Consider the following 24,885-nt stretch of genomic DNA (forward strand, 5'->3'; position numbering starts at 1 on the left):
GATGCGCCGCCGAATCCTGCAGGCCACGCTGCTCGCCGTCGCGGTGACCGCGGTCGTCCTCGGTCTGCCGCTGGGGTTCAGCGCGCTGAAGCTCGTCCAGGATCTCACCGCGGGCGACCTGTCCACCCGCGCCCAGCAGATCGCGACGCTGCTCGACGAGCAGATCGCCTCGCAGCGCGCGATCGACCTCAACGCCGCCAGGCTGGCGGTGCCCGACGGCGCCCGGCTGATCGTGCGCACGCAGGCGCACGACTACACCTACGGGCCGGACCCCGGGGAGAAACCGCTGGTGGAGAGCGTGCCGATGGTGCAGAGCGGCACGGTCACCATCGCCGCGCCGAGCGGCCCGGTGCGCACCCAGCAGCTGCAGGTGGCGGGGCTGGTGCTGATGCTGGTGGTGCTCTCGGCGGGCACCGGGATGATCGTCGCGACCCTCACCGCCCGGCGGCTTTCGGACCCGTTGAAGCACGTCGCCGCCCGCGCGGCCCGGCTCGGCGCCGGCGACTTCCGCGCCGACCCGCAGCGGCACCAGGTCCCGGAACTCGATCGCGTCGCCGACGCGCTGGACGCCTCCGGCGCGGCGCTGTCGCAGCTGGTGCAGCGCGAACGCGACCTCGTCGGCGACGTCTCGCACCAGTTGCGCAGCAGGCTCACCGCGCTGCACCTGCGGCTGGAGGCCCTCGCCGCGACGGACGACCCGGAGATCACCGAGGAGGCCAACGCCGCCCTTGAGCAGGCCGAACGCCTCTCCGGCGTGCTCGACGACCTGCTCGCGGCGGCCACCGCGGCCCGCTCCCGGGACGCCGAACCGCTGGACGTGTCGAGCCTGCTCACCGATGTCGCGGGGGAGTGGCGGGAGCCGCTGAAGGCCGAGGGCCGGACGCTGCGGTTGAAGGTGTCGGAAGGCGTGCTCGCCCGCGCCACGCCCACTCGGCTGCGGGAGACGATCGGCGTGCTGCTCGACAACGCGCTCCGGCACGGCGAGGGAACCGTGACGCTGGCGGCGCGGCAGGGCGCCGGGACCGTGGTCGTGGAGGTCGGCGACTCCGGCCACGGCGTGCCGGACGCGCTGGTGCCGTACGTCTTCGAGCGCGGTTTCTCCGGACACGGCTCTACCGGCGTCGGCCTGGCGCTGGCCCGCGCACTGGTCGAGGCCGACGGCGGCCGCCTGGAACTCAGCCAGGCGCGCCCGGCGATGTTCGAGGTGTACCTGCCGATCGCCCGCGCCGACGACATCCTCGGAGTCTCCTGGAACCGCGCGTCCACCCCGCGCTGAGCTCCCGGCCTCCCCGCTGCGCAGGTGTCCACGTGCTGGTGCTCGCGCGTGCGAACGCCGCAATTTCCATTGAAATCGAACCTTCGATTTCAATGGAAATTGCGGAACGTCAAGGGGTGGAGATGCGGTCGCGGGGTGCGGGCCGGCGGTCGGCCTGCTCGGCGGGGAAGACCCACTTGCGGAACGCCCACCACCGGAACGCCATGCCCACCAGCAACCCGATGATCTGCCCCGACGTGAAGTCGGCGATCTCCTCCACCAACCGGCTGGTGAAGGGCGTCTGCAGGTGCAGCAGGTACCGCGAGACCCACAGCGGCGCCGAGTACATCCCGACCGCGATGCCGCTGATCACGAAGTACAGCGTCGCCTCGTGGTGCCGCCGCCGGCCGCCACGGGTGCGGAACGACCACTCCCGGTTCAGCACGTACGACACGATCGTCGCGACCAGCACCGCGATCACCTTCGAGGTGACCGGCTTCGGCGACAGGATCGTCAGCTTCAGCGCGTAGAAGATGCCCGTGTCGATGAAGAACGTGATCGCGCCGACGACCCCGAACTTCAACAGCTCGCGATGCCGGATCGCGAGAGACCGGTACGGCTGCGGGATGCGAGCGAGTACCGAATCGACAGCGGACACAACCTCGAGTCTACGGAGCTGCTCCGACCGGGCGAGCTCAGTCGCCGAATTACCTCGGTCGGTGCGGCTGTGACGTTGACCCCGTCGTCGAACTGCTCGGCGGTGCCGAACTGCTCGTGGGCGGCGTCGTGCTGCTGGTCGGCGGTGCAGTGCTGGTCGGTGGCGTGGTGCTGCTCGGCGGCGTCGACGTGGCCGGCGGTGTGGTGGTCGGTGGCGTCGTGGTCGTCGTGCTGGTCGGCGGCGCGGTCGTCGTCGGAACAGGCGAATCCGGCAGCGACGAGTTCGCCGGAGGCCAAGGCCACCAGCAGTGCGGCGGGCGCTGGCCCCATTCCCACGGCGGCCGGTCACCCCAGCCCGGGTGCGGCGGCCACGGGCACTCCGGCGCGGTGCTGGTCGGCGCCGGCGGTTCCGGCTCGGGCGGCGTCGGCAGCCACGGGAACCAGAGCCGCACGGTCACCGGGTCGCTGTCGTCGGCCGACCCCAGCTCCGCGGCCACCGGGATCGTCACCTCGCGGATGAGCCAGCCGTTCTCCGGAACCGGACCGGCCGGCTCCGGCGAGAGCAGGCCCACCGGCCGCGGGAGCTCGGGCCACGGGAATCCCGGCAGCGCGGTCACCCAGGCCTCGCTGCGGAAGGACTTGCCGGGCGCCAGCTCGGCGGCGCACCGGATCCAGCCTGGTTCGAAGTCGCACATCGGTGACAGCCCGGTCGCCTGCACGCCCGGCGGCAGCTCGGCCACGGCCTCGGCGCGCCCGGTGCTGGTTCCGGTGTTGCGCACGTCGATCGCGATCCGGCTGCACAGCCAGGGCACGTGGCCCGGGGTGTCGTGGCCTTCGCAAAGCCGCAGGCCACCCCGGTTCCAGGAAGAGGCCCTGACATCCACGCCATCGACCGCCGGTGGCCGGACCACGACCGGGACCGTCGGCAACCGCAGCTGGATCTCGATGCCCGCGCTGATGTTCGCGGTGATCTCGCCGCCGGTGGCGGACTCGTCGGCCTGGATGCGGTAGTCGAAGACGAACGATTCGCCGGGCCGCAGGCCGCGATCGGTGGTGCAGGTGATCGAGCCGGAGCCGTTCGTGCAGCTCACCGAGGGCGCGTCCGGGGCCTGCGCGCGAACCGGGATCGACGACGCGACCCGGCTCTGCGGGCTCGTCGAGGCGGGTCCGGACCGGATGGCGTTCGGCAGCTGCGCGGACACGCCCGGCGGCAGCTTCAGCGTGGAGACGACCGGCTCGGACGGCCCGGAGCCGCTGTTGTTCACCGTGATCGGCAACGCGACCGGATCACCGTCGGCGACCAGCTGGATCGGCTCGGCGGGCCTCGAGGCGTTCAGCACCGGCGTCGCCGCAGGCGGAGCCGGTGGCGGCGGCGCGGGTGCCGGCTGCGGCGTGGGCGGCTGGGGAGCCGGAGCCGGAGCCGGAGTCGGCGGCTGAGCCGCCGGAGGCTGAGGAGCCGGGGGCTGCGGTGGCGGCTGGGCGGCGGCGGGTGGTGGGGCAGCCTGCGCGACCGGCACGGACTGATCGGTGCCGGAGGCCAGGGCGAGGGCGACGGCCGCGGCCAGCACCGCCGTGGCCGCCCCGGCGGTGACCGCCTGGCGCGGCCCGGCGCTGGCGGCGCCCGCCGCACCGGAGGCGCTGCCCGCGGCGACTGCCGCGCCGGCGACCGTTCCGCTGGAGGACGAGAGGGCGAGGTAGCCGGTGACCGACCCGCCGAGCACCAGCGGCGCGATGATGACGCGCAGCGCACCGTTGACGTCGGCGAGCTCCGCGGCCAGCGCGCGGCAGCGGTCGCAGCCGTCGAGATGCGTCTCGACCTGGGTGGTTTCGCGCTTGGACAGCCCGCCCCGGGTCCACGCGCCGAGCCGGTCGACGGCGGCCCGGCACTGCTCGACGCCCGCCTCGGCGGCGTCCACCTGCCCGAGGTGCACCTGCAGGTAGGCCTGGCGGAGCCCTTCGCGGGCCCGGTAGGCGAGCGCGGAGACGCCGTTGGGCGTCAGGCCGAGCAGCGGCGCCACCTGCGCCGGCGTCTGGCCTTCGATCTCGATGTGCCACAGCACGGTCTGCCAGCGCTCCGGCAGCCGGGTGAACGCCTGCGCGGCGAGCGTGCGCTCCAGCCCGGCGACCGCGGTGTCGGTGAACGGCACGCTCACGTCGGCGCCGGACACCTCCGCGACGTCGTCGGCGAGCTGCACCTTGCGTTCGCGGCGGGTCCGGTCGTACGCGGTGTGCCGCAGCGCGGTCAGCAGGTAGGCGCGGAACGCGGTGTTCGGGCCGCGCCCGTCGCGCAGCGTGTCGAGCACCTTCGCGAAGGCCTCGGAGACCAGGTCGTCGGCCTCGGCCGGGGACTTCGCGACCTGCCGCGCCATGTTGTACGCCGCGCCGACGTGCCGCTCGTACAGCTGCGCGTAGGCCGCCGACGAGCCGCTGCGGACCTCTTCCAGCAGCTCGGTGTCACTGGGCCCTTGCACTTCCGCCGGTACTGTCGCCACGCCGCACCTTCCTCCCCGCAGGGCGTTCGCAGATCCCGTTCGTAGTAGGGAGTCCTCTTCGGCCGATGTCATGACGTGTCAAAGCCGAAGAATATTGTGATCTAGATCTTATTGCCCGCGCCATCAACTCCACCGTCATGGGCGACGAATTGCCCCGTCCCATTGACAGGGAGTTGAAAAGAAGGGGCGTTGAGCATGAGGGAGTGGCCGCTCAGGTGTGACGCGACGACGGTGGACGGGCGTCGGCGTGCGCTGCGATCCCGCTGGCGAACGGCCAGCCTCGCCGCAGGTTGGCCGTTTCCGAGCGATTGGGCATCGGACGCGGTGGACGTGGTGTGCGCGGCGGTCGTGGCGGGGGACAGCTTGGCGGAATCGCTGGCCGATCTCGGCGCGTCCCGGGCAGAGGCGGGCGTAGGGCTCGCCGGGACGTTGCAGGACCTCGCCGCGCTGCACGCGGTGTCGGTCGGCTCGCACGACGGGCTGGTGTCCGCCGACCCGGACGCGGTGCCGACCGCGATGGTGCGCGCCACGGCGCTGGGCTGGTCCGACGTGGTGGCCCGGATGTCGGTCGGGCGCGAGGTGGAGGACCCGCTCACGGGCCTGACCACCGCGGGTTACCTGCGCACCCGGCTGCACGAGGTGTACCGGGCGGCCCGCGTCGAGGGGCACCCGGCCGGGAACGGGCACGTGCTGGTCACGGTCTCGCTCGGAGCCACCGCCGACGACTACCCCCGGATGATGGCGATGGTGCTGATCGCCGACGCGCTGCGGGCCGTGTTCGACGGCGGGGAGACGACGTCGCTGCTGCGGTCCGCGACGGCGGTGGTGCTGGCGCAGCGCGACCGGCTGCTGCCCGCACGCTGCATTCAGGCGCGTTGGACGATCCAGCACCGCCTGGCGGCGGATCCGGCCCTGCGCGGCTGCGGCCCGGTGGTGCTGCGCGAGGACGTCCTGCCGGACGGTCACGACGAGGCCTGCGAGCTGCTGGCGTCCCTGTGACCGCGGTTTCAATTGAAACCGCGGAAGTCTCCGGGCCCGTCGTCGCCCGGAACACCGGTGTCCTCCAGTGGGCATACATCAGGAGGCGCTACGCAAAACGAGGTTGGAAAAACCTCAATGGAAACTGGAGGACCGATTTTCGCGGGCCTCCGGGCTGTGAGGTGGGTCGCGTCGGGCGATCCCGGCGCTGGTGCGGGCCGGTCGCCGCTCTACGCTGGCGGCGTGGACCACCGCACCGGAACCCCAGTTGTCGGCATGATCGGTGGCGGGCAGCTCGCGAGGATGACCCACCAGGCCGCGATCCCGTTGGGGCAGTCGCTGAAGGTGCTGGCGACCTCGGCGGACGACGCCGCGGCACTCGTTGCGCCGAACGTGGAGATCGGCCACCACGCCGACCTCGAGGCGCTGAAGAACTTCGCGCAGGGGTGCGACGTGGTCACCTTCGACCACGAGCACGTGCCCGGCGAGCACCTCCGCGCGCTGGCCGCGTCCGGTGTCTCCGTGCAGCCCGGGCCGGATGCCCTGCTGCACGCGCAGGACAAGCTCGTGATGCGCCGCAAGCTCGCCGAACTCGGCCTCCCGGTGCCGCCGTTCGCCGAGGTCACCTCGGTCGGCGACGCGCTGGAGTTCGGTGCGGAGCACGGCTGGCCGTGCGTGCTGAAGACCGCCCGCGGCGGCTACGACGGGCGCGGCGTGTGGGTGCTCGACACCCCGGACAGCGCCAAGCGCACCGTCACCGAGCTGCTGGAGAGCGGTTCGCACCTGCTCGTCGAGCAGTGCGTGCCGCTGCGCCGGGAACTCGCCGCGCTGGTCGCGCGCTCGCCGTTCGGGCAGGGCGCGGCGTGGCCGCTGGTGGAGACGGTGCAGGAGGACGGCATCTGCGTGCAGGTGCTCGCCCCGGCCCCCGACGCCTCGGCGGAGCTGATCGAGCAGGCCCAGGACCTCGCGCTGAAGATCGCCGAGTCGCTCGGCGTGACCGGCGTGCTCGCGGTCGAGCTGTTCGAGACCGCCGGCGGCCTGGTGATCAACGAGCTGGCGATGCGCCCGCACAACTCCGGGCACTGGACCATCGAGGGCTCCCGCACCTCGCAGTTCGAGCAGCACCTGCGGGCCGTGCTCGACTACCCGCTGGGCAGCACCGAGCCGACCGCGCCGGCCGTGGTGATGGCCAACCTGCTGGGCTCGCCGACCGAGCCGAAGATGGGCGTGGACGAGCGGCTGCACCACCTGTTCGCCCGCTACCCGCACGCGAAGGTCCACCTGTACGGCAAGAGCGAGCGCCCGGGGCGCAAGCTCGGCCACATCACCGTGCTCGGCGACCGGATGGACGAGGTGCGGGAACAGGCGCGGCTGGCCGCGCACTGGCTGTCGCACGCCGAGTGGCTCGACGGCCACGAGATCCACTGACACAGCACCCGTACGACGCAGCGAAGCGAGAGGTCCGAGCGTGGCAGGCGAGAATCCACTGGTCGGCTTGATCATGGGCAGCGACTCCGACTGGCCGGTGATGCAGGCCGCGGCCGACGCGCTCACCGAGTTCGGCGTGCCGTTCGAGGCCGGCGTCTACTCCGCGCACCGCACGCCGCAGCGGATGCTCGACTACGCCCGCACCGCGGCCGACCGCGGCATCCGGGTGATCATCGCCGGGGCGGGCGGGGCGGCGCACCTGCCGGGCATGGTCGCCTCGGCGACGGTGCTGCCGGTGATCGGCGTCCCGGTGCCCCTGAAGTACCTCGACGGCATGGACTCGCTGCTGTCGATCGTGCAGATGCCGGCCGGCGTGCCGGTGGCGACGGTGTCGGTGGGCGGGGCGCGCAACGCGGGCCTGCTCGCGGTCCGGACGCTGGCGGCGGACTCCGGCGAGCTGGGCGCCCGGCTGCGCGCGGACATGGCCAAGTTCCAGGCGGACCTGGAGACGATGGTCCTCGGCAAGCACGATGCCCTCCAGCAGAAGGCCCACGGCTGACCTCACGCCCACCCGGGTTCTCCGCAATTTCCATTGAGGTTTTCCAACCTGCGTGACGCTCATTGGAACCGGATCCCCAGTTTCAATTGAAACCGGAGATCGTCGGCGTGTCGCACCCCGACACGCCGACGCCTGTGGACAACTTCCGCAATTTCAATGGAAATCGGACCTTCGATTTCAATGGAAATTGCGGACCACGTCCCTGGCGGGCGAGTCGTGGTGGTCAGCCGAGTTGGTTGACCATCACCGCCTCGTGGGCGTTGCCGATCGGGCCGCGCTCGTCGTACAGGCGGGCGCTGGCCACGCCGATGCCGGTGGGCTGCACGTCCCGCCGGATCTCCATGCCGAGCCATTCGCCTTCGAACGGCCGGTGCAGGTAGAGCGTGATGTCGGTGTTGATCCACGGCCCGAAGATCGGCCCGACCGGGCTGGCCGCGCTGATGCAGTCGACGAGCACCGCGACGTGACCGAGCGGGCTCAGCGGCTCGCCGGGCAGCAGCGGTAGCGGCATCCGCATCCACGCCCGGCTGGTGCCGGTCGCGCTCTGGTCCGCGACCCATCGCACCTGCACCACGTCGTGCACGCCCCAGCGCAGGCCGAGTTCCGGCGGCAGCAGGTGGCCGCCGGCGATCCCGTCCGGGCCGGGGAAGGGTGCCGCCGCGTCGGGTTCCGGTCCGTCCACATCGGAATGGCGCAGCAGCTGGGCGGTGGCGTGCGCGACGTCCTTGTCGCCGGCGGTGAGGGTCGCCTCGACGACGTGCAGCCGCTTTCCGGTCCGAAGTGGACGGACGGAGACGGCGAGCGGGGTGCGGGGCGCCGGCCGCATCAGGTCGACGGTGAGACGGGCGACGAACAGGTCGGGGTCGTCGGTGTGCCGCTCGACGGCGCGGGCGAGCAGCCCCGCGATCGGGCCGCCGCCGGTCAGCTCGCCCCACGGGTTGCCCGCCGCTTCGCTCGGGACGAACAGCTCGCCGTCGGGGTGGAAAAGGGCCTGGTTGTCGCGCATTCCCCGATGTTACCCGTCGGTAGAAACGGGGTGGTACTGGTCGTTTGCCAGTTTTCTGGCGAGTTGTCGCGGAATGGTTCCACGCTGCGGGATGCGTGTGAGCATCTTCTCGACGGGGATGATTGTTTGAAGCTTCATGTACATTCTTGGTGACGCCGCCAGATATCGACCTTGAAAGGTTCCCCCATGCAGCACAGCCTTCGTGACGTGACGATCCTGGTCGCGCGCCTCGTCGTGGGCGCGACGTTCCTCGCGCACGCCTACCAGAAGTGGGTGCTCTACGGAATTGACAACGTCGTCACTTCGTTCGGCAAGATGGGCCTGCCCGCGGTCGCGGCGTGGTTCACCGCGCTGGTCGAGCTGCTCGGCGGCCTGGGGCTGATCCTGGGCGTGCTGATGCCGGTCGCCGGCACCCTGCTCGCGGCGGTCATGGTGGGCGCGCTGTTCACCGCGCACCTCAGCGGCGGGTTCTTCCTGTCGGACGGCGGCTTCGAGTACGTGCTGGTGCTCGCGGCGGCCAGCCTCGCGCTCGGCTTCAGCGGCCCGCGCTTCACGCTCACCGGCCTGTTCACCGGCAAGTCGGCGGCCAGCCGCGAGAAGGCCGCGGCCTGATCAAGGCGAAGGGCGCCTCCGGCCATCGCGGCCGGAGGCGCCCTTCGCGGTCATGCACAAGCCGGGGATCCCGGAGTCCAGGCGGCGTCTGAGGTTCCGCTGCCGGCGTCGCAGTGGAATCCGTCTCTAGGTCAGGTCGACGGTGATGCGCTCGTCGGCGCGGCGCTGCTCCAGCTTCTGCGGGTCGGGATTGGTGCAGTGCACCAGGGACGCCCGCGCGGACAGCACGGTGAGCAAGCCGTCCACGACGCCACCCGGCAATTGCCATTCCAATGTGGACAGAACGCGGTCGTCGCGGCCGATGCGCAGGGCCTCGGCGCGCCGCCGGGCCTCGGCCAGCAGGTCCTCGACCGACAGGTCCAGCAGCGCCGGGTCGTCGCCGCCGACCGGCGAGAGCGGGCTGAAGTCGTCGCCGTGCACGCGGATGTCCGACACGTAGTCGGCGACGCCGCCCGGCAGGCCGCGCGCCGGCGCGCCGAGCGCGTCCAGGCCCACGGCGGCGATGGTGTGCGCGCCCTTGCCGCTGTCCAGGTCGGATGCCGGGACGAACGCGACCTCGGCGCCCTGCGGGTCGTCGGTGATGTGCGCCCCGCACCACCAGGCGCCCAGCAGCACCCCGACGGTCTGCCAGTGCGCCGGCAGCGCCACCAGCACCGGCGCACCCGGCTCCAGGTCGAGCTCGTCGACCAGCCAGTTCGCCGTCTTCGCCGCCCAGTTCGCGGTGGTCGCGCGGGACAGCTCGATGCGCGCCCCGGTGGCGTCGTCGTAGTGCGTGATCAGCGGTTTCGGAGCTCCGCCGGCCAGCAGCGGACCGAGCAGTGCCTGGGTAACGCTCATGCCGCGAGCCTAAGGGGTCGTTGCACTCGTTCGCGTGGCGGTGCGGGTGGCGGCCCCCTGCGGGAATTGCGGTCCCCGATTCGTGCATGACCAATGCGCGGCTTCGGGGACTGGCCTCGCCCAGTAGTTCAGCGGAGGGCGGACACCTGCGGCGGGTGCGAGCTGAGTCGTCACGGTTCGAGGTCGAAGCCCGCGGAGCTGTCCCCGGCCGGCGATGCCGAGCTCCGGCCGCATCTCGTGCAGCGGCGCGGTTTTCGTGATGCCGGCGTTGTTGAAGGCGATGTCCAGCCCGCCGAAGCGGCGCGCGGTCTCGTCGACGAAGTGCTGCAACTGCTCGGGAATCCGCACGTCGGCGGGCAGGTAGACGGCCTCGCCCCCGGCCGCGCGGATCTCCGTCTCGACCTGCCTGCCCAGCTCGGTGCGCCGGCCGCAGAACGACACCCGGGCACCCTCGGCGGCGAAGGCCAGCGCGGTGGCCCGCCCGATGCCGGAGGTCCCGCCGGTGATCAGCACGGCCTTGCCGGCGGACCGCCCGCTGGGCGCGGCGGCGGGAACGGGACGGGTGGCGGGCCCGGCGAGGTAGGCGGGCAGCGCCGAGCCGGTCACGGTGCCGACGGCGCCCACCGCGGCTCCGGCGGTGGCGATGCCGAGCAGCGCGCGGCGGCTCCGACGCGCCGGCCGGGTGGTGGGTTCCTCTTCGGAGGCAGGGGAATTCGTCATGATGCCGGTGCTGGACCTTTCCGGGAAGCGATGTCGCCACCAGCTTCCCGGCGGAGCCCACCGCCGCCATCTGTCAAAACGACCAGTCCCCCCGGGCCTGCGGGAACACTGCTCTCGAACCGGGTCGGTGCGTCAGTTGACGCAGGGGATCCCGCCGTCGGAGGTGATCGGCTGCTGGGCGTGCGCGGTGCCGTCCAAGCGCAGCCGGGCCGTCGGCGCCAGGCGCGGCGGGGCCGGGTTGGTCAGCCCCTCGAAGAATCCCTGCGCCGCCGCCGGATCCACGTTGATGATGTACTGCCCGCGGTCGTCGCGGGCGCCGGAGTCGGACACCGGCAGCGTCACGAACGTGACCCGCCCGGCGGCCAGTTCCTGCATCTGCTGCACGAAACCCAGCGGGTCCCAGCCCTCGTCGAGCACCACCGCGCGACGGGTCGCCTGCACCAGGTCGTTGATCACTCCCGGGTCGGTGAGGGTGCCGGTGGACAGCACCTTGTTCGCCAGCCCGGCCATGAACACCTGCTGGCGCACGATCCGGTCCAGGTCGCCGCGCGGCAGGCCGTGCCGCTGCCGGACGAACGCCAGCGCGTCGCCGCCGCTGATGGTGTGCCGCCCGGCGGCGAAATCGGCGCCGGAGTCCTTGTCGCTGGTGGCCTGCTGCAGGCAGACGTCGACGCCGCCGACGGCCTCGGTGAGCTCGAAGAACCCGACCAGGTTGAGCTCCGCGTAGTGGTCGATGCGCACCCCGGTGAGGCTCTGCACGGTCTGCACCAGCGCACGCTGCCCGGCGAGCCGCGCGGCGTGCTCGATCTCCGGCTCCGGCATGCCGTCGCCCCGCAGCTTCTCCGCGGTAACGCTCTTCGTCAGCCCGTAGACGGCGTTGATCTTCTCGGGCCGGCCGCCCGGCACGTCGGTGTAGGTGTCGCGCGGGATGGAAACCGCGGTCGGCTGCGCGGTGTTGTGCGGGATCCGGATCACCACGAGGCTGTCGGTGTTCAGGCCGCCGACGGCTTCGGTGCGCAGCTGCTTCAGCACGCTTTCCGGGAGCGGATTGCCCTGCGCGTCGGTGCGGCTGTCGCTGCCGACCAGCAGCACGTCCGTCGCGCCGTCGTCGGCGGGCGGCCCCGGCGGCGCGTCCGCGAGCACCTTGGCGGAGCTGACATCGCTGAGCCGGTCCACCACGATCCAGCCGATGGCAGTGAGGGCGAGCACGACGGCCGAGACCAGCGCGAGGAGGCTGCGGCCGGCGATGCGGATCCCGGCCCGCTGCGGGCCGACCGACTCCGCCGGTTCTCGTTCCGGTTCGCCCACGTCGTTCCCCCAACCGTTGCGTGCCGACGACCAAGGTTAACCGCCAGGGGAACCCGTGAGCGGCAGCCTGGCGATTAACCTCGTAGATGAGACGCGCTCACCTCGCCGGTGTGACGCCGGTCATCGAATGCAGGGCACGCCTTCCGCGGTGATCGCGGGCTCGTCGTCGGTCGCCGGCTGAGCCAGGAGCGGGCCTGCCTGGCGCAGCCCGTCGAGCTGGACGGTCTGGGCAGAAGCGAAGTTCTGCATGCCCGGGCCCTTGTAGTCCTTGCCCAGGTAGACCTCGACGCTGCCGGCCTCGACGCTGGAGCGCACCTCCGTCGGCACGCCGCCGAGGGCGTCCGACACCTGCTTCGCAGCGGCTTCCTCGCCGGTCGCGTAGTAGATGACCGAGCGGTCCATGGTGTCGGCGTTGGAGCTGCCGCCGGCCTTGAAGCCCTGCCCGGAGATCTCTTCGAGCACCCGCGCGGCCAATCCGCTGGCCCCGGAGGCGTTGTAGACGCTGACCGAAGTCGCGGCCCGGGACTGCATCGCGACCTGCTTCTGCTGCCGTTCGGTCGGCGACAACAGCAGATCCGCGGCGAACTGCCGGACCTCCGGGATCTTGATCGTGACGTCTTCCGAGCCGGACGAGCCGACGAGGTGCACCGGGGCGGTGAAGAACTGCACGTTCCCGCCCGCGATGCCCTGTATCTGCTGGGCGAAGCCGAGCACGTCGTTGGCCAGCGCGGGGTCGAGGATGACCGACTTCTGGATGGCGTTGACCAGTTCGGTCAGCTTCGCCGGGTTGGTCAGCGTGCCGGTGGACATGACCTTGCGGGCGAGCGCGGACACGAAGACCTGCTGGCGCCTGCCGCGGTCGAGCTCGTTGATCAGGCCCTTCCGCTGGCGGACGAAGGCCAGCGCGTCGGCGCCCTGGATCGTTTGCAGGCCCTTGTGGAAGTTCGCGCCGGAGTCCTTGTCCTTGGTGTCGTCGAGCAGGCAGACCTCGACGCCGCCGATGGCGTTGGTGACGTCGTAGAAGCCGAGCAGGTTGACCTCGGCGTAGTGGTCGATGCTGACGCCGGTGACGTCCTCGATGGTCTTCAGCAGCAGCTGCTTGCCGGCCAGCCGGGACTTTTCCTCCAGCTGCTTCGGGTCGGTGACGCCGTCCTCCTTCAGCTTCGCCATCTCGGCGTGCTTGCCGCGGTTCATCGTCTCGGTGAGCTTGGTCTTGCCCTCCCCGAGACCGACGTCGACGAGGGTGTCGCGGGGGAAGGAGATCGCGCTGGCGCTCTGCCCGCCGTTGGGGATGCGGACCAGGATCATCGCGTCGGTGAGGTCACCGCCGTCGTAGCTGGTGCGCAGCTCGCGAAGCACGTTGTCGGGCAGCGGATTGCCGAATGCGTCGTTGCGGCTGTCGTTGCCGATCAGCAGGATGTCGGTGGCGCCGTCCGGGGCGCTCAAGCCCTTGCCGATGACGTCGGCGGTGGAGGTGCCGCCGGCCCCGGGCCGGAACATGGCCCAGCCGAACCCGGTGGTGCTCAGCACCAGCACGGACAGCAGCGCGAACAGCGCCCGGCCGAAGTTCCGCGCGCCCCGGTGGTTGCGCCGCCGCTGCCAGACGTCGCCTTCCGGGGGGACCTCCGCGTTACCCGAACGGGGGGCCGAACGGCGCCGGGCGTCACTCTGCGCTGGCCTGCGGCCCGGGCCGCCGGGCGGCGGGGCAGCGCCACCGCGCCGCCCGCCCGACGGGGTGCCGCCGGACGCCGGCCGGCCCTGTCCGCCAGGGCCGCGGGGCGGCACGGATCTACCGGGCTGGCCCTGCGGGCCACCTGGCCACCTCGGCCGGTCCTCCACGCCGAATCCTCCTTGGCCTGTCGGCGAGCGTTACATGTTGGCGAAGTGATTTTGCTCGTGTTCCGGTTGCAGGCTAGCGGTGAACCTGGGGCGGGTGGGCAGGTCCCAGTAACAGGGGTGACATCACTCATAAGAGTTAGGCATCTTTGTGACGCTGAGTAACGCGGGAACCTGCCTCGTAGCGCGCCGTGTCATGCCAGACTGCGGACGCGGGCCCGCTGCGGGCCGCGGTAAACCCGGCGAGGAAGGGCGCAATGCGGATTCTGGTCACCGGTGGGGCCGGCTTCATCGGCTCGCACTACGTTCGGCAGCTCCTCAGCGGCGCGTATCCCGCGTTCTCCGATGCCGACGTGATCGTGCTCGACAAACTCACCTACGCGGGCAACGAGGCGAACCTGGCGCCGGTCGCGGACAACCCGCGGCTGAAGTTCGTCCGCGGCGACATCTGCGATCGCGAGCTGGTCGGTGGCCTGATCACCGACGTCGACGTGGTCGTGCACTTCGCCGCCGAAACCCACGTGGACCGGTCGATCACCGGCTCGGACGCCTTCGTGCTCACCAACGTCGTCGGCACGAACGTGTTGCTGCAGGCCGCGCTCGACGCCGGTGTCGGCAAGTTCGTGCACGTGTCCACCGACGAGGTCTACGGCTCCATCGACGAAGGCTCCTGGCCCGAGGACCACGCGCTGGAGCCGAATTCGCCGTACTCGGCGGCGAAGGCGGGCTCGGATCTGCTGGCCCGCGCCTACCACCGCACGCACGGCCTGCCGGTGTGCATCACCCGCTGCTCCAACAACTACGGGCCCTACCAGTTCCCGGAGAAGGTGCTGCCGCTGTTCATCACGAACCTGATGGACGGCGCCCAGGTGCCGCTCTACGGCGACGGGCTCAACGTGCGCGACTGGCTGCACGTCGGCGACCACTGCCGGGGAATCCAGCTGGTGGCCGAATCCGGGCGGCCGGGCGAGATCTACAACATCGGCGGCGGCACCGAGCTGACCAACAAGGAGCTGACCGAGCGGCTGCTGGCCGAACTCGACGTGGACTGGTCGATGGTGCGGCAGGTGGCGGACCGCAAGGGCCACGACCGCCGCTACTCGGTGGACCACGGCAAGATCGTCCAGGAACTGGGGTACCGGCCGCAGGTCGACTTCGAGACCGGGCTGCGCGAGACGGTCCGCTGGTACCAGGAGAACCGCGACTGGTGGGAGCCGCTGAAGGCCCGCGCGGAGGCGGCGAAGTGAGCCGCCTCGCCGTGCTGGTCCCGGGCGGCCGCGGCCAGCTCGGCTCGGAGCTGGCCCGCATCCTCGCCGCGCGGTCCGGCGCGCTGGTGCACGCGCCCGGTTCCAAGGAGCTGGACATCACCGACGCGGAGGAGATCGCCGACGCGGTCGGTTCGTTCGCGGAGACGGCGAAGGACGCCGAGCTGGAGCCGGTGGTGATCAACGCCGCGGCCTACACGGGAGTGGACGCGGCGGAGTCCGACCCGGATCGCGCGGCCCGGATCAACGCCGGAGGCGCCGCGGACCTGGCGAAGGCATGCCGGGCCAGCGGCCTGCCGCTGCTGCACGTGTCGACGGATTACGTGTTCCCGGGCGACGGGACCCGGCCGTACGAGCCGGCGGACCCGACCGGCCCGCGCTCGGTGTACGGGCGCACGAAGCTCGAAGGCGAGCAGGCGGTGCTGGAATCCGGCGCGCGGGCCTGGGTGGTGCGCACGGCGTGGGTGTACGGCGCGCGCGGCGGGAACTTCGTGAAGACGATGATCCGCCTGTCCGGCGAGCGGGATTCGCTGTCCGTTGTGGACGATCAGATCGGCTCGCCGACCTGGGCGGCGGACCTGGCGCACGGCCTGCTGGAACTGGCGGGGCAGGTCGCCGAGCGCCGGGACCCGAAGCAGAAGGTGTTGCACTGCACCAATTCGGGCCAGGCGAGCTGGTTCGAGTTCGCCCGGGCGATCTTCGCGGAACTGGGCGCGGACGAGAACCGGGTGAACCCGTGCACGACGGCGGACTACCCGCTCCCGGCGCCCCGGCCGGCTTACTCGGTCCTTTCCGACGCGGCCTGGCGCGAAGCGGGCCTGACCCCGATGCGCCCCTGGCGGGAAGCCCTGGCGGCGGCCTTCGAAGCGGACGGCGAAGCCCTCAGGGGAAGGTGACGAAGTCGCCTGCCCCGGTGAAGCCGACCTTGAAGGGCCGTGCCAGGGGCTTATCGACTGGTGCGGGGCTAGGAGCCTGTGCATAGTGGGTGTTGCCGAGCCCCGCGGGGGCGAGGAAGGAAGGCCAGGCGACCCGGGGCATGACTGGGAGCCTGGCCTGACGTTTGTTCAGGGCTAGCAGCCGGTGTCGATTTCGATGTCGTACACGCGGTCGGCCAGGATGTCGCGATACTCGGAACGGCCGAGGTAGGCCGCTCTGCAAGCGCCTGCAATCACGTCGGCGGCCCATAGCATTGGCTCAACGGGACCAGGGCAGTGATCAATCCGGAATCGCGCCCTTTTGGGGAGAAAGCTCCGGCGCGCCGCGGAGGCGGTCAACACATCGCGGCGGTTGAGTTCCGCTGAGCGCGCTTCAAGCACCAGGTGGTCGACGCCGAACCCATTGATGATCGCCTGACGCGGTGGTTTCCCCAATTTTAGGCAAAATTGGTAGCCCTGCTCGCTGCGGCGCGGGCATGATGGTGGTGCCTGATCCCGCGGGGAGACGGAAGGAAGGCCAGGTGGCCCGGGGCATTACCGGGAGCCTGGCCTGACGTCTTTCCAGAGGTGTGTTCAGGTCATTGCGCGTTGGTATGCCGTGATCGTGGCTTCCGCGCAGGCCCGCCAGGTGAAGGATTTGGCCCGGGTGCGGGCGTTTTCCGCGTTCGGCGGATTGGTCAGGGCTCGGTGCAGGGCCTCGTTGAGGGCCGTCGGGTCGCCGTGGGGCGCGAGGATCGCTTGGCTCGCCGTGACCTCTCGGAGGGCCGGGATGTCCGAGCACACCACCGGGGTTCCGCATGCCATGGCTTCCAGTGCCGGTAGGCCGAATCCCTCGTCGCGCGAAGGCAATACGAGCGCGGTGGCGTCGGCGACCAGGCGGCGCAGGTGCTCGTCGGGGAGGTAGCCGGTGCGGATCACACCGTCCCGGCTGCCCGGCTCGCCAGGACCCGCGATGACCAGCGGGGGCAGGTCGGGGCCGTGGGATTCGAGCAGCGTCGGCAGTCCCTTGCGCGGGCCTTCGGCGCCGACGAACAGCAGGTACTCCGACGGTAGTCCATAGTGGACTCGTAGTGCGGAATCCATGGGTGCCGCGGAGAACCACTCGGGATCGACGCCGAGCGGAGTCACCAGGACCTTCTCCCGCGGCACGTCGAGCCGCGCGCTGACGGCGTCGGCCACCGCGGCCGTCGGCGTGCACACCACCCGCGCTCGCCGCGCGGAACTCCGCACGAGATCGGGCAAGTCGGGTTCGGCCAGCGACGGATCGTCCAGGAACGCCAGGTCGTGCACCGTCACCACGCCGCCCGCCCGGATCGACGGCGGCAGCACGAAGTTCGTGCCGTGCACCACCTGCGCCGGCCCGGCGAGCAGTTCGACGGGCGGGAAAGCGCCCCGCTGCCAGAGCTTCCGCAGCACCCGAGCCGGAATCGGCGGCCCCACCGCGCGCGTTCCGTTCGGCGCCAGCGCACGCAGCTCCCGCCAGCCCCGGATGGTGAACCCGATCAGCCGGACGTCCACCATGGCCGCGAGCTCGCCGACCAGGGACGCGGTGTAGCGCCCGATTCCGGTGCGCCGGCCGAGCAGCGGCGTGCCGTCCAGCAGGACGCGCAGGTCAGCGCCCACGGAACCGCTCGCCGGCGATCCGCCGGAGCCGCCCGGTCGCCCGCTTCGCGACCTCCAGCGGGCCGCCCGCGTCGAGGTACTCGCGCAGCAGCGCGATGTCGCGGCGCGCCGTCTCGACGCGGTTCAGCTGCGGGCTGCGCACGAGCGGCGCGCTCGCCTTCAGCCGGTCGGCGGCCGGGCGCGGGTCGCGGCAGAACTCCGTCAGCGGCGCCAGCACGGATTCCCAGGTGAACCGCTCGCGGACCGGGGCGATGCGGCGGCGGCACTCGGCGGCGAACTCCTCGTCGTAGAGCACCTTCTCCAGCGCCGCGGCCAGCGCGTCCGGATCTTCGGCCGGGACCACGACGCCGATGCCCTCCTCGCGCACCAGGTCGGCGAACGAGTCGCCGTCGGTGGTCACCACCGGCAGCCCGGACCACAGGTAGTCCAGCACGCGGGTGCGGAACGCGAACGTCGTCTCCACGTGCTCGAAGTGCGTGGTGACGCCGCAATCCGCGTCGAGCAGGTAGTTCTGCCGCTCGCCGTAGGGCACCCACGTTTCGTTGAAGAACACGAACTTGTCGGTCAGCCCGAGCCGGCGGGCCAGGCCGCGGGTCTGCCCGGCCATGCCCATCTCCGGCACGTCCGGGTTCGGGTGCTTCATGCCGAGGAAGAACAGCCGGACGTCGTTGTGCTGGTGGGAAAGCCGGTGCACCGCGTGCAGCAGCGTCAGCGGGTCGAACCAGCTGTAGACGCCGCCCGCCCACAGCACGACCTTGTCCTCGGCGGCGATGCCGGACCGGTTGCCCTTGATCGCCGGGCCGGTGCGGCGCGGCGCCACCGACGGCAGGCCGAACGGCACGACCGACAGCAGCGAGCGGACGGTCGGGTCGTTGTCGTACAGGCCGGGGGTCAACCGGCCCAGCGATGCGAGGTGGCCCAGCCAGAAGTGCCGCTGCCGCTCCGAGGCGCAGAGGAAGAAGTCGCCACGCTGCAGCTGGGTGTTGAGCACCTTGGTGACCCCGGCCAGGTCCTTCGCGCGGCGCTCGTCGTCGGTGTCGCGACCCTGCTCCAGCAGTTCCAGGTGCATCGGGTCGTAGACGTCGCAGACCACGATCTTGGTGGACTCGACGTTCTTGAGCGCCGGCACCATCTCCAGCACGTGGCCCTGCAGCACCACGACGTCCGCCCAGTCGACGTGGGCGCCGAGCTCGCGCGGCTTCGCCGCGACCACGGCGAAGCGGGACTCCGGCGGGCTGACGAGCGCGTTGACGCTGACCAGCCGCACCTCGTGCTCCGCGGAGAGCACCTCGGCCATGTGCCAGGCGCGGATCGCCGGGCCGGCCATCCGCTCGGTGACCGCGTCGCCGGTGATCACCACGACCTTCCGGGGCCGGCCGAAGAGCTCGTCCAGCCCGAACGCCTCGACCAGCGCGTCGTGTGCGGCGAGGTAGCGCGGCAGCGGGTAGGCGGGCTCCATCGCCTTGCGCATCAACGGCACCAGGTCGGCGTCGGTGCGCACCCGCGCCCGCTGTTCCTCCTCGCGGGACTCCTTCAGCGACGGCAGCAGCTCGACGAACTGGTCGATCGCCAGCATCCCGGCCAGCGCGGACCGGTCGATCGGCACCGGGCTGTCGTCCTCGCTGTCGCCGCGCCGGGTGATCTCCAGCTGGGTCGGGTCGATCTCGCCGCGCGCGGTGGCTCGCCGCACGGCCAGCGCCATCGCGGCGGGCAGCGCCTTCGCCAGCGTCTCGTCGGAGACGTTCTTGTACAGCGCGGCGAGCGCGTTGCGCTCCAGCAGGTAGTGCTCGCGGGCCGAGGAGACCTCGGCCATCGAGGCGTGGTGGCGGTGGAACGTCAGCGAACCCGGTTCGTAGCGGACCCGCCAGCCGCGCAGGTTCAGCCGCCAGCCGAGGTCGACGTCCTCGTAGAACATGAAGAAGCGCTCGTCGAAGCCGTCGAGCGCGGCGAACAGCTCGGCCCGCACGAACAGCGCCGAACCGGTGCCGAACAGCACGTCCCGGGCCGCGTCGTGCGAGCCGTCGTCGACCTCGCCCGCGTGGCGCTTGTAGCCCATCCCGAACCAGGTCAGCCCGCCGTCGACGAAGTCGATGTGGCGGCCCTCCCAGTCCAGGACCTTGCTGGCGACCGCGCCCACCGTCGGCTCCGACCGCAACACCGCGACGGCCGCGCGCACCCAGGCGCGATCCGGTTTGGCGTCGTTGTTGAGGAAGGCCAGCACCTGGCCGGTGGCGCTGCGGGCGGCGAGGTTGCACCCGCCGGCGAAACCGAGGTTGGTGTCCGACTCGATCAGCCGCACCTCCGGAGCGGCGGCGCGGATCCGCTCGGCGCTGCCGTCGCCGGAGGCGTTGTCGACGCAGATCACCTCCAGCCGGTCGGCCGGGTAGTCGAGCTCGTCGCGGAGCGCGCGCAGGCAGGTGATGGTGTCGTCCGCGCCGCGGTAGTTGACCACGATCACCGACACGACGGGCAGGGTGCTGTCGGACAATTCAGCCACGCCCTAAAGCGTGCACCATCCCCCGGCGCAGCCTGCGGGGTGTTCGCGAAAACGCGGCCATCCCGACACCTGGAGCCGCCTGGGGCGAGGTGAGTGGCCTGTTGACTTCGTCTAGTGAGGTGAACGGACCGTTTGGGTCACACGCGGTGCTTGCCGGACGGGTTGGATCGGAGCTGTTCCGGTGCTCGGTGAGTTCAGGACGCGCCGGGGTGTGCCGGTGGCGGTCGGCGTGTTGGGTGGGGCGAACGGCCTGTTGACTCCGTCTAGCGATGTGAACCGGCCGTTCGCTCGTCCGCCGGGTTCAGGCTCCTGCCCAGGTGTTCCAGACCTCGCGCCGCGGAATCCGCGCCGTTCGGCCGATCCGCCGCCTGGCTCGGAGTGCGGCTGCTAGGCCGGCCGCGACCTCGGCCAGCACGCGGAGCCGCAAGGTGACGTGGAAGTTCGCCGCGTCGGGAACGGAACGCGCCCCGATCGCCCGGCGCAACGGCAGGGCGAGGGTGATCGCCGCGAAGCGGGCGAGCTCCCGTGCCGCGACCGACGCGGGAGCGCAGCGAAGCAGGGTGAGCAGGCGGTTCCGCTCGTTCCAGCGGTGGAACAGCGCCGAACCCGGCAGCGTCGTCGCACCGTGCAGGTGCGAGGCGGTGGCGTCGGCCGCCGGGACGATCCGGTGCCCTGCGAGGCGCAGGCGCCACGCCGTGTCGGTGTCCTCGTAGTAGCAGAAGAAGTGAGCCGGAACACCGCCGACGGAACGGAGGTGCGCGGTGCGCAGCAGCGCCGCCCCGCCGCAGAAGCCGAACACGCCGCCGGAGGCATCAGGCGCGTCAGCGCCGTGGCCGTCGGCCGTGAGGCGCACGCCGGCGGACTGCACCCGGCCGTCCGGCGTGCGGAGCACGGAGGACGCTGCGGCGGCGGAGCCGTCCGCGTCGAGCGCGGCTTCGAGCGCCGCGAGCCAGCCGGAGGCTGGCGCAGCATCGTCGTTGAGCCACGCGACGTAAGGAGTGTGGATTCGGCCGAGCGCAGCGGCGATCCCGCCGGCGTAGCCGGTGTTGCGGCGTAGCCGCAGCACCTCCGGCGCCGACGGGTGGGCGGCGATCAGGTCGGCCGTGCCGTCGTCGGAGGCGTTGTCGACCACCAGTGTCCGATGTGGACGATCCTGAGCCGCCAGTGCGTCCAGGCACGCCTCGATGTGGTCCCGCCCCCGCCAGGTCACCACGACAACGGTGCTGTGCACCCGTTCCGACGCCGTCACGCCCGAAGACGTTACGCACCAGCGATCCGGCGCCCGCCGCTGGTGGCGCAATCTCGCGGTGGTCGAATTCTCGCGAAACCGTCCGGCGCTCACGGAGTGGTGCGCAGAAGATACGGAGCGTTGCGGGTCTCATCGCCCACGGACCGGTGCGACTTCTCGCGAAATCGCGCCCCTCCCGCGATGAGGCTCCGGTGGCGAGGCGGCGTGGGAAGCTGGGCGGGTGCCCGAGCTAGTCACGATCGCCGAGCAGCTGCTCGCGCCGGTTCCCGGCGGAACCGGCCGCTACACGCGGGAACTGCTGCGCGCGATGGCCGAAACCGCGCCGAGCGGATGGGAGCTGAGCAGCGTGATCAGCCGTGGCGGTGATCCCGAGGCCGCGCGGGTTCCCGGCGTGCTCGGGCCTCGGGCGCTGCCGCTGCCGCGGCGCGCGCTGATCGCGGCCTGGGAACGCGGCATCCCGTTCTGGCCGGGCGGTGACTCGGTGCACGCCATGACGCCGCTCGCGCCGCCCGCGAAGCGCGGGCGGGGCCTGGTGGTGACGGTGCACGACACGGTTCCGTGGACGCATCCGGAAACCCTGACGCCGCGCGGTGTTTCCTGGCACCGGCGGGCGATCGCCCGGGCCGCGCGGCACGCCGACGCGCTGGTAGTGCCGACCGCCGTCGTAGCGGCGGACCTCGCGAAGCGCGTCCCGGTCAACGCGAGGCTGGCGGTCATCGGCGAAGGCGTCACGCCGTCGTTGCTGGCCGAACCCGACCCGGCCATCGCCGCACGGCTGGCGCTGCCAGAGCGGTACGTGCTGGCGATAGGCACGATCGAGCCGCGCAAGGGCTACGAACACCTGGTGCGGGCGATGGCCGAGCCTGCGGCCCCGGATGTGCCGCTGCTGATCGTCGGACGCCGCGGCTGGGGCGATGTCGACGTGCCGCGGATCGCCGCTGACTGCGGTGCGGAGGACGTGCGGGTTCTGGAGTCGGTCTCCGACGCCGAACTCGCGGCGCTGCTGCGGAACGCGACGGCGCTGGCCGCGCCGAGCCTCGCGGAAGGCTTCGGCCTCCCGCTCGTCGAGGCGATGGCGCTCGGCGTGCCGATCGTGCACTCCGACGCACCTGCGCTCGTGGAGGTCGCGGGCGGGGCGGGCGTGACGGTGCCGCGGGCCGACCCGGCCGCGCTCGCCGCAGCCCTGCGCGCGGTCGTCGATGACTCCGAGCGCCGGGCCGGGCTGATCGCCGCGGGTTCTCGGCGGGTCGCGGATTTCACCTGGTCACAAGCGGCGCGACAGGTCTGGCGTCAGCACCTCGACATCGTCACCCGATCCGGGCATCCCGGCGGCGCCGGCTAGGACCTTCACCGGGCGAAGCAGGACAGAACACATTTTCGCCGACTCGACGCAGGTTCACCCATCCGCACCGTAATCTGCTCTGGTGCACAGAGGCGAGCCGCACATCCTCATCGACGCCACCGCAGTACCAGCGGATCGAGGCGGCGTCGGCCGATACGTCGACTCCTTGCTGGCTGCCCTGGACGCGGACGGTGCCCGGCTCACGGTCGCCTGCCAGCCCCGCGACGCGGAGCTGTACGCGGCCATCGCCCCGCGCACCGACGTGGTGCCCGCCACCGAGGCCGTCGCCACCCGCACGGCCCGCCTGACCTGGGAGCAGACGACCCTGCCGCTGCTGGCGCGCCGGCTCGGGGTCGACGTGCTGCACTCGCCGCACTACACGACGCCGCTGGCCAACCCGGCCGCATCGGTGGTCACGCTGCACGATGCGACGTTCTTCACCAATCCCGCGGTGCACTCGCCGGTCAAGGCCAGGTTCTTCCGCGCGTGGACGCGCACCGCGCTGCGCCGCGCGACGCTGTGCATCGTGCCGAGCAAGGCGACTGCGGCCGAGCTGGCCCGCTCCGTCGGCGCCGACCGCGCCCGGATGCCGGTCATGTACCACGGCGTCGACCCGGACCGGTTCCACCCGCCGACCCCGGAGGAGATCCAGGAGGTGCGCGACCGGCTGAGCCTGCACGACCAGCCCTACGTCGCCTTCCTCGGCGCGCTGGAGCCGCGCAAGAACGTGCCCGCGCTGATCCGCGGCTTCACGATCGCCTGCCAGGGCCGCGCCGACTCGCCCGCGCTGGTGCTGGCCGGCCAGCCGGGCTGGGACACCCGCGTGGAACGGGCGCTGGAGGCCGTGCCGCACCGGATCCGGGTGATCCGGGCCGGCTACCTGCCGTTCGACCAGCTGGCCGGCTTCCTCGGCGGCGCGCACCTGGTCGCCTACCCGAGCATCGGCGAGGGCTTCGGCTTACCCGTGCTGGAGGCGATGGCCTGCGGCGCCGCGGTGCTCACCACGCGGCGGCTGAGCCTCCCGGAGGTCGGCGGCGACGCCGTCGCCTACTGCGGAGTGGGAGCGGGCGAGATCGCCAACGGCCTGACCGAACTGCTGGACGACCCGGCCCGCCGTGCCGCGCTCGCCGCGGCGGCCCAGCGCCGGGCGAAGGAGTTCACCTGGGCGGCCTGCGCGACCCAGCACCGAGAGGCCTTCGCCAGGGCCCACCACATCCACACCAAGACCCGTTAGAACAGGCTGCTCAGGGCCGTGAGTGTTTTGTGCGGCTATCGCGACACAACCTGCACACGGGTCTGACCAGTGGAAACGGAGCCTCCGCCGGCGTGCTCGCGGGGAACTGCGGTCGGGTGGCCGCCCGGTCTGCGCCGTTCGGCAGAATGTACCGGTGTGACCGACGCGCGCACCTACGGCGATGAAGTCGCCGTTGTCACCGTGACCTACTCCCCGGGCGAGACCCTGGAGCAGTTCCTCGACACCTTGGCCAAGGCGACGGAGCGCTCGGTCCGGGTGATCCTCGCCGACAACACCTCCACCGACGGCGTGCCCGAACGGGCAGCCGCGGAGCGAGCGAACGTCGACTTCGTGCCGACCGGTGGCAACCTCGGCTACGGCGGCGCGGCCAACCGCGGCGTCGCCGAGCTCGGCGACGAATTCGGCTGGGTCGTGATCGCCAACCCGGACCTGGAGTGGCAGCCGGGCTCGCTCGACGAACTGCTGGGCGCGGCCAAGCGCTGGCCGCGCGGCGGATCGTTCGGCCCGCTGATCAAGGAGCCCACCGGCGAGGTGTACCCGTCGGCGCGGCTGCTGCCGTCGATCGGCCGTGGCGCCGGGCACGCGGTGTTCGCCAAGATCTGGCCGAAGAACCCGTGGTCCCGCGCCTACCACCAGTCCGAGACAACGATCACCGAGCGGCCCGCCGGCTGGCTGTCCGGCTCCTGCCTGCTGCTGCGCCGCGAGGCGTTCGACTCCATCGACGGCTTCGACCCGCGCTACTTCATGTACTTCGAAGACGTCGACCTCGGCGACCGGCTCGGGAAGAAGGGCTGGCTGAACGTCTACGTGCCGAGCGCGGAGATCATGCACATCGGGGGGCACTCCACGGCGGGCGCCTCCAAGCGGATGCTCGTCGAGCACCACCGCAGCGCCTACCGCTACCTCGCCGACCGCTATCCGGGGCCGGCCTGGGCGCCGCTGCGTCTCGCCTTGCGCGTGGCGCTGACCGCCCGCGCCCGCATCGCGACCCGCTGACGACTGTGAGTCCCGCACTTCAAGCGGCGGACGCC

General features: G+C 71.8%; 21 protein-coding genes. 10 read left to right on the plus strand and 11 right to left on the minus strand.

The features are described from left to right. Position 1 precedes the first annotated feature (1 nt). Positions 2–1,276, plus strand: a complete 1,275-nt coding sequence (locus AC07EQ_RS11775) for an ATP-binding protein (RefSeq protein WP_478387966.1) — start codon at positions 2–4, stop codon at positions 1,274–1,276. A 109-nt stretch (positions 1,277–1,385) separates the two neighbouring features. On the opposite strand, the gene AC07EQ_RS11780 is transcribed toward AC07EQ_RS11775, so the two are convergent. Then, complete coding sequence (locus AC07EQ_RS11780; protein WP_478387967.1) at positions 1,386–1,913, minus strand: GtrA family protein; 528 nt, start codon at positions 1,911–1,913, stop codon at positions 1,386–1,388. A 49-nt stretch (positions 1,914–1,962) separates the two neighbouring features. Then, complete coding sequence (locus AC07EQ_RS11785; RefSeq protein WP_478387968.1) at positions 1,963–4,404, minus strand: sigma-70 family RNA polymerase sigma factor; 2,442 nt, start codon at positions 4,402–4,404, stop codon at positions 1,963–1,965. A 195-nt stretch (positions 4,405–4,599) separates the two neighbouring features. On the opposite strand from AC07EQ_RS11785, the gene AC07EQ_RS11790 reads away from it, so the two are divergent. The 3 genes from AC07EQ_RS11790 to purE all read left to right on the plus strand — a co-directional run bounded on the left by AC07EQ_RS11790 (position 4,600) and on the right by purE (position 7,369). Then, the gene (locus tag AC07EQ_RS11790) at positions 4,600–5,403 is read left to right on the plus strand and encodes a hypothetical protein (protein WP_478387969.1); all 804 of its coding nucleotides are present in this window, start codon (positions 4,600–4,602) and stop codon (positions 5,401–5,403) included. A gap of 222 nt (positions 5,404–5,625) precedes the next feature. Further along, positions 5,626–6,810 (plus strand): 5-(carboxyamino)imidazole ribonucleotide synthase, encoded by a 1,185-nt coding sequence (locus AC07EQ_RS11795; protein WP_478387970.1) that lies wholly within the window; start codon positions 5,626–5,628, stop codon positions 6,808–6,810. 73 nt (positions 6,811–6,883) lie between these two features. Continuing rightward, positions 6,884–7,369, plus strand: coding sequence for a 5-(carboxyamino)imidazole ribonucleotide mutase (gene purE, locus AC07EQ_RS11800; protein WP_478388017.1), 486 nt, complete (start codon positions 6,884–6,886; stop codon positions 7,367–7,369). A gap of 223 nt (positions 7,370–7,592) precedes the next feature. On the opposite strand, the gene AC07EQ_RS11805 is transcribed toward purE, so the two are convergent. Next, a complete protein-coding gene (locus AC07EQ_RS11805; protein ID WP_478387971.1) occupies positions 7,593–8,375 on the minus strand; it encodes a thioesterase family protein in 783 nt (260 codons plus the stop codon). Between the two features lie 207 nt (positions 8,376–8,582). Between AC07EQ_RS11805 and AC07EQ_RS11810 the strand changes: the two genes are divergently transcribed. After that, the gene (locus AC07EQ_RS11810; RefSeq protein ID WP_478387972.1) at positions 8,583–8,987 is read left to right on the plus strand and encodes a DoxX family protein; all 405 of its coding nucleotides are present in this window, start codon (positions 8,583–8,585) and stop codon (positions 8,985–8,987) included. A gap of 126 nt (positions 8,988–9,113) precedes the next feature. Here AC07EQ_RS11810 and AC07EQ_RS11815 read toward each other — a convergent pair whose 3' ends face one another. From AC07EQ_RS11815 to AC07EQ_RS11830, 4 genes are all read right to left on the minus strand, one after another. Then, on the minus strand, positions 9,114–9,824 hold the full coding sequence (locus AC07EQ_RS11815; protein ID WP_478387973.1) for a TIGR03089 family protein: 711 nt from the start codon (positions 9,822–9,824) through the stop codon (positions 9,114–9,116). A gap of 9 nt (positions 9,825–9,833) precedes the next feature. Next, positions 9,834–10,544, minus strand: coding sequence for an SDR family NAD(P)-dependent oxidoreductase (locus tag AC07EQ_RS11820; protein ID WP_478387974.1), 711 nt, complete (start codon positions 10,542–10,544; stop codon positions 9,834–9,836). A gap of 132 nt (positions 10,545–10,676) precedes the next feature. Next, complete coding sequence (locus tag AC07EQ_RS11825) at positions 10,677–11,852, minus strand: LCP family protein (RefSeq protein WP_478387975.1); 1,176 nt, start codon at positions 11,850–11,852, stop codon at positions 10,677–10,679. Between the two features lie 120 nt (positions 11,853–11,972). Then, positions 11,973–13,637 (minus strand): LCP family protein, encoded by a 1,665-nt coding sequence (locus AC07EQ_RS11830; RefSeq protein ID WP_478387976.1) that lies wholly within the window; start codon positions 13,635–13,637, stop codon positions 11,973–11,975. Between the two features lie 308 nt (positions 13,638–13,945). Between AC07EQ_RS11830 and rfbB the strand changes: the two genes are divergently transcribed. Further along, complete coding sequence (gene rfbB / locus AC07EQ_RS11835; RefSeq protein WP_478387977.1) at positions 13,946–14,935, plus strand: dTDP-glucose 4,6-dehydratase; 990 nt, start codon at positions 13,946–13,948, stop codon at positions 14,933–14,935. Continuing rightward, entirely contained in the window at positions 14,932–15,849 is a 918-nt protein-coding gene (rfbD, locus tag AC07EQ_RS11840) for a dTDP-4-dehydrorhamnose reductase (protein WP_478387978.1), read from the plus strand. Before rfbB ends, rfbD begins: the two co-directional genes overlap by 4 nt. 174 nt (positions 15,850–16,023) lie before the next feature. On the opposite strand, the gene AC07EQ_RS11845 is transcribed toward rfbD, so the two are convergent. The 4 genes from AC07EQ_RS11845 to AC07EQ_RS11860 form a co-directional block, all read right to left on the minus strand. Then, the gene (locus AC07EQ_RS11845) at positions 16,024–16,323 is read right to left on the minus strand and encodes a hypothetical protein (protein WP_478387979.1); all 300 of its coding nucleotides are present in this window, start codon (positions 16,321–16,323) and stop codon (positions 16,024–16,026) included. 138 nt (positions 16,324–16,461) lie between these two features. Then, positions 16,462–17,511: a glycosyltransferase family 4 protein gene (locus AC07EQ_RS11850; RefSeq protein WP_478387980.1), complete on the minus strand. Its 1,050-nt coding sequence runs from the start codon at positions 17,509–17,511 to the stop codon at positions 16,462–16,464. Beyond that, a complete protein-coding gene (locus AC07EQ_RS11855) occupies positions 17,501–20,008 on the minus strand; it encodes a glycosyltransferase (RefSeq protein WP_478387981.1) in 2,508 nt (835 codons plus the stop codon). Before AC07EQ_RS11855 ends, AC07EQ_RS11850 begins: the two co-directional genes overlap by 11 nt. Positions 20,009–20,309: 301 nt before the next feature. Further along, positions 20,310–21,257, minus strand: coding sequence for a glycosyltransferase family 2 protein (locus AC07EQ_RS11860; protein ID WP_478387982.1), 948 nt, complete (start codon positions 21,255–21,257; stop codon positions 20,310–20,312). A gap of 220 nt (positions 21,258–21,477) precedes the next feature. Here AC07EQ_RS11860 and AC07EQ_RS11865 point away from each other — a divergent pair, with 220 nt between their 5' ends. From AC07EQ_RS11865 to AC07EQ_RS11875, 3 genes are all read left to right on the plus strand, one after another. Continuing rightward, positions 21,478–22,599: a glycosyltransferase family 4 protein gene (locus tag AC07EQ_RS11865; protein ID WP_478387983.1), complete on the plus strand. Its 1,122-nt coding sequence runs from the start codon at positions 21,478–21,480 to the stop codon at positions 22,597–22,599. Between the two features lie 103 nt (positions 22,600–22,702). After that, positions 22,703–23,833 (plus strand): glycosyltransferase family 4 protein, encoded by a 1,131-nt coding sequence (locus tag AC07EQ_RS11870; RefSeq protein WP_478388018.1) that lies wholly within the window; start codon positions 22,703–22,705, stop codon positions 23,831–23,833. A gap of 156 nt (positions 23,834–23,989) precedes the next feature. After that, the gene (locus AC07EQ_RS11875) at positions 23,990–24,850 is read left to right on the plus strand and encodes a glycosyltransferase family 2 protein (protein ID WP_478387984.1); all 861 of its coding nucleotides are present in this window, start codon (positions 23,990–23,992) and stop codon (positions 24,848–24,850) included. Positions 24,851–24,885 lie beyond the last annotated feature (35 nt).

Source organism: Saccharopolyspora sp. NPDC045839 (assembly GCF_056431645.1).

Coding starts and splice junctions, on each gene's coding strand:
- rfbB (WP_478387977.1), top strand. CDS start 13,946: ATGCGGATTCTGGTCACCGGTGGGGCCGGCTTCATCGGCTCGCACTAC.
- AC07EQ_RS11815 (WP_478387973.1), bottom strand. CDS start 9,824: ATGAGCGTTACCCAGGCACTGCTCGGTCCGCTGCTGGCCGGCGGAGCT.
- AC07EQ_RS11805 (WP_478387971.1), bottom strand. CDS start 8,375: ATGCGCGACAACCAGGCCCTTTTCCACCCCGACGGCGAGCTGTTCGTC.
- purE (WP_478388017.1), top strand. CDS start 6,884: ATGGGCAGCGACTCCGACTGGCCGGTGATGCAGGCCGCGGCCGACGCG.
- AC07EQ_RS11790 (WP_478387969.1), top strand. CDS start 4,600: ATGAGGGAGTGGCCGCTCAGGTGTGACGCGACGACGGTGGACGGGCGT.
- AC07EQ_RS11775 (WP_478387966.1), top strand. CDS start 2: ATGCGCCGCCGAATCCTGCAGGCCACGCTGCTCGCCGTCGCGGTGACC.
- AC07EQ_RS11820 (WP_478387974.1), bottom strand. CDS start 10,544: ATGACGAATTCCCCTGCCTCCGAAGAGGAACCCACCACCCGGCCGGCG.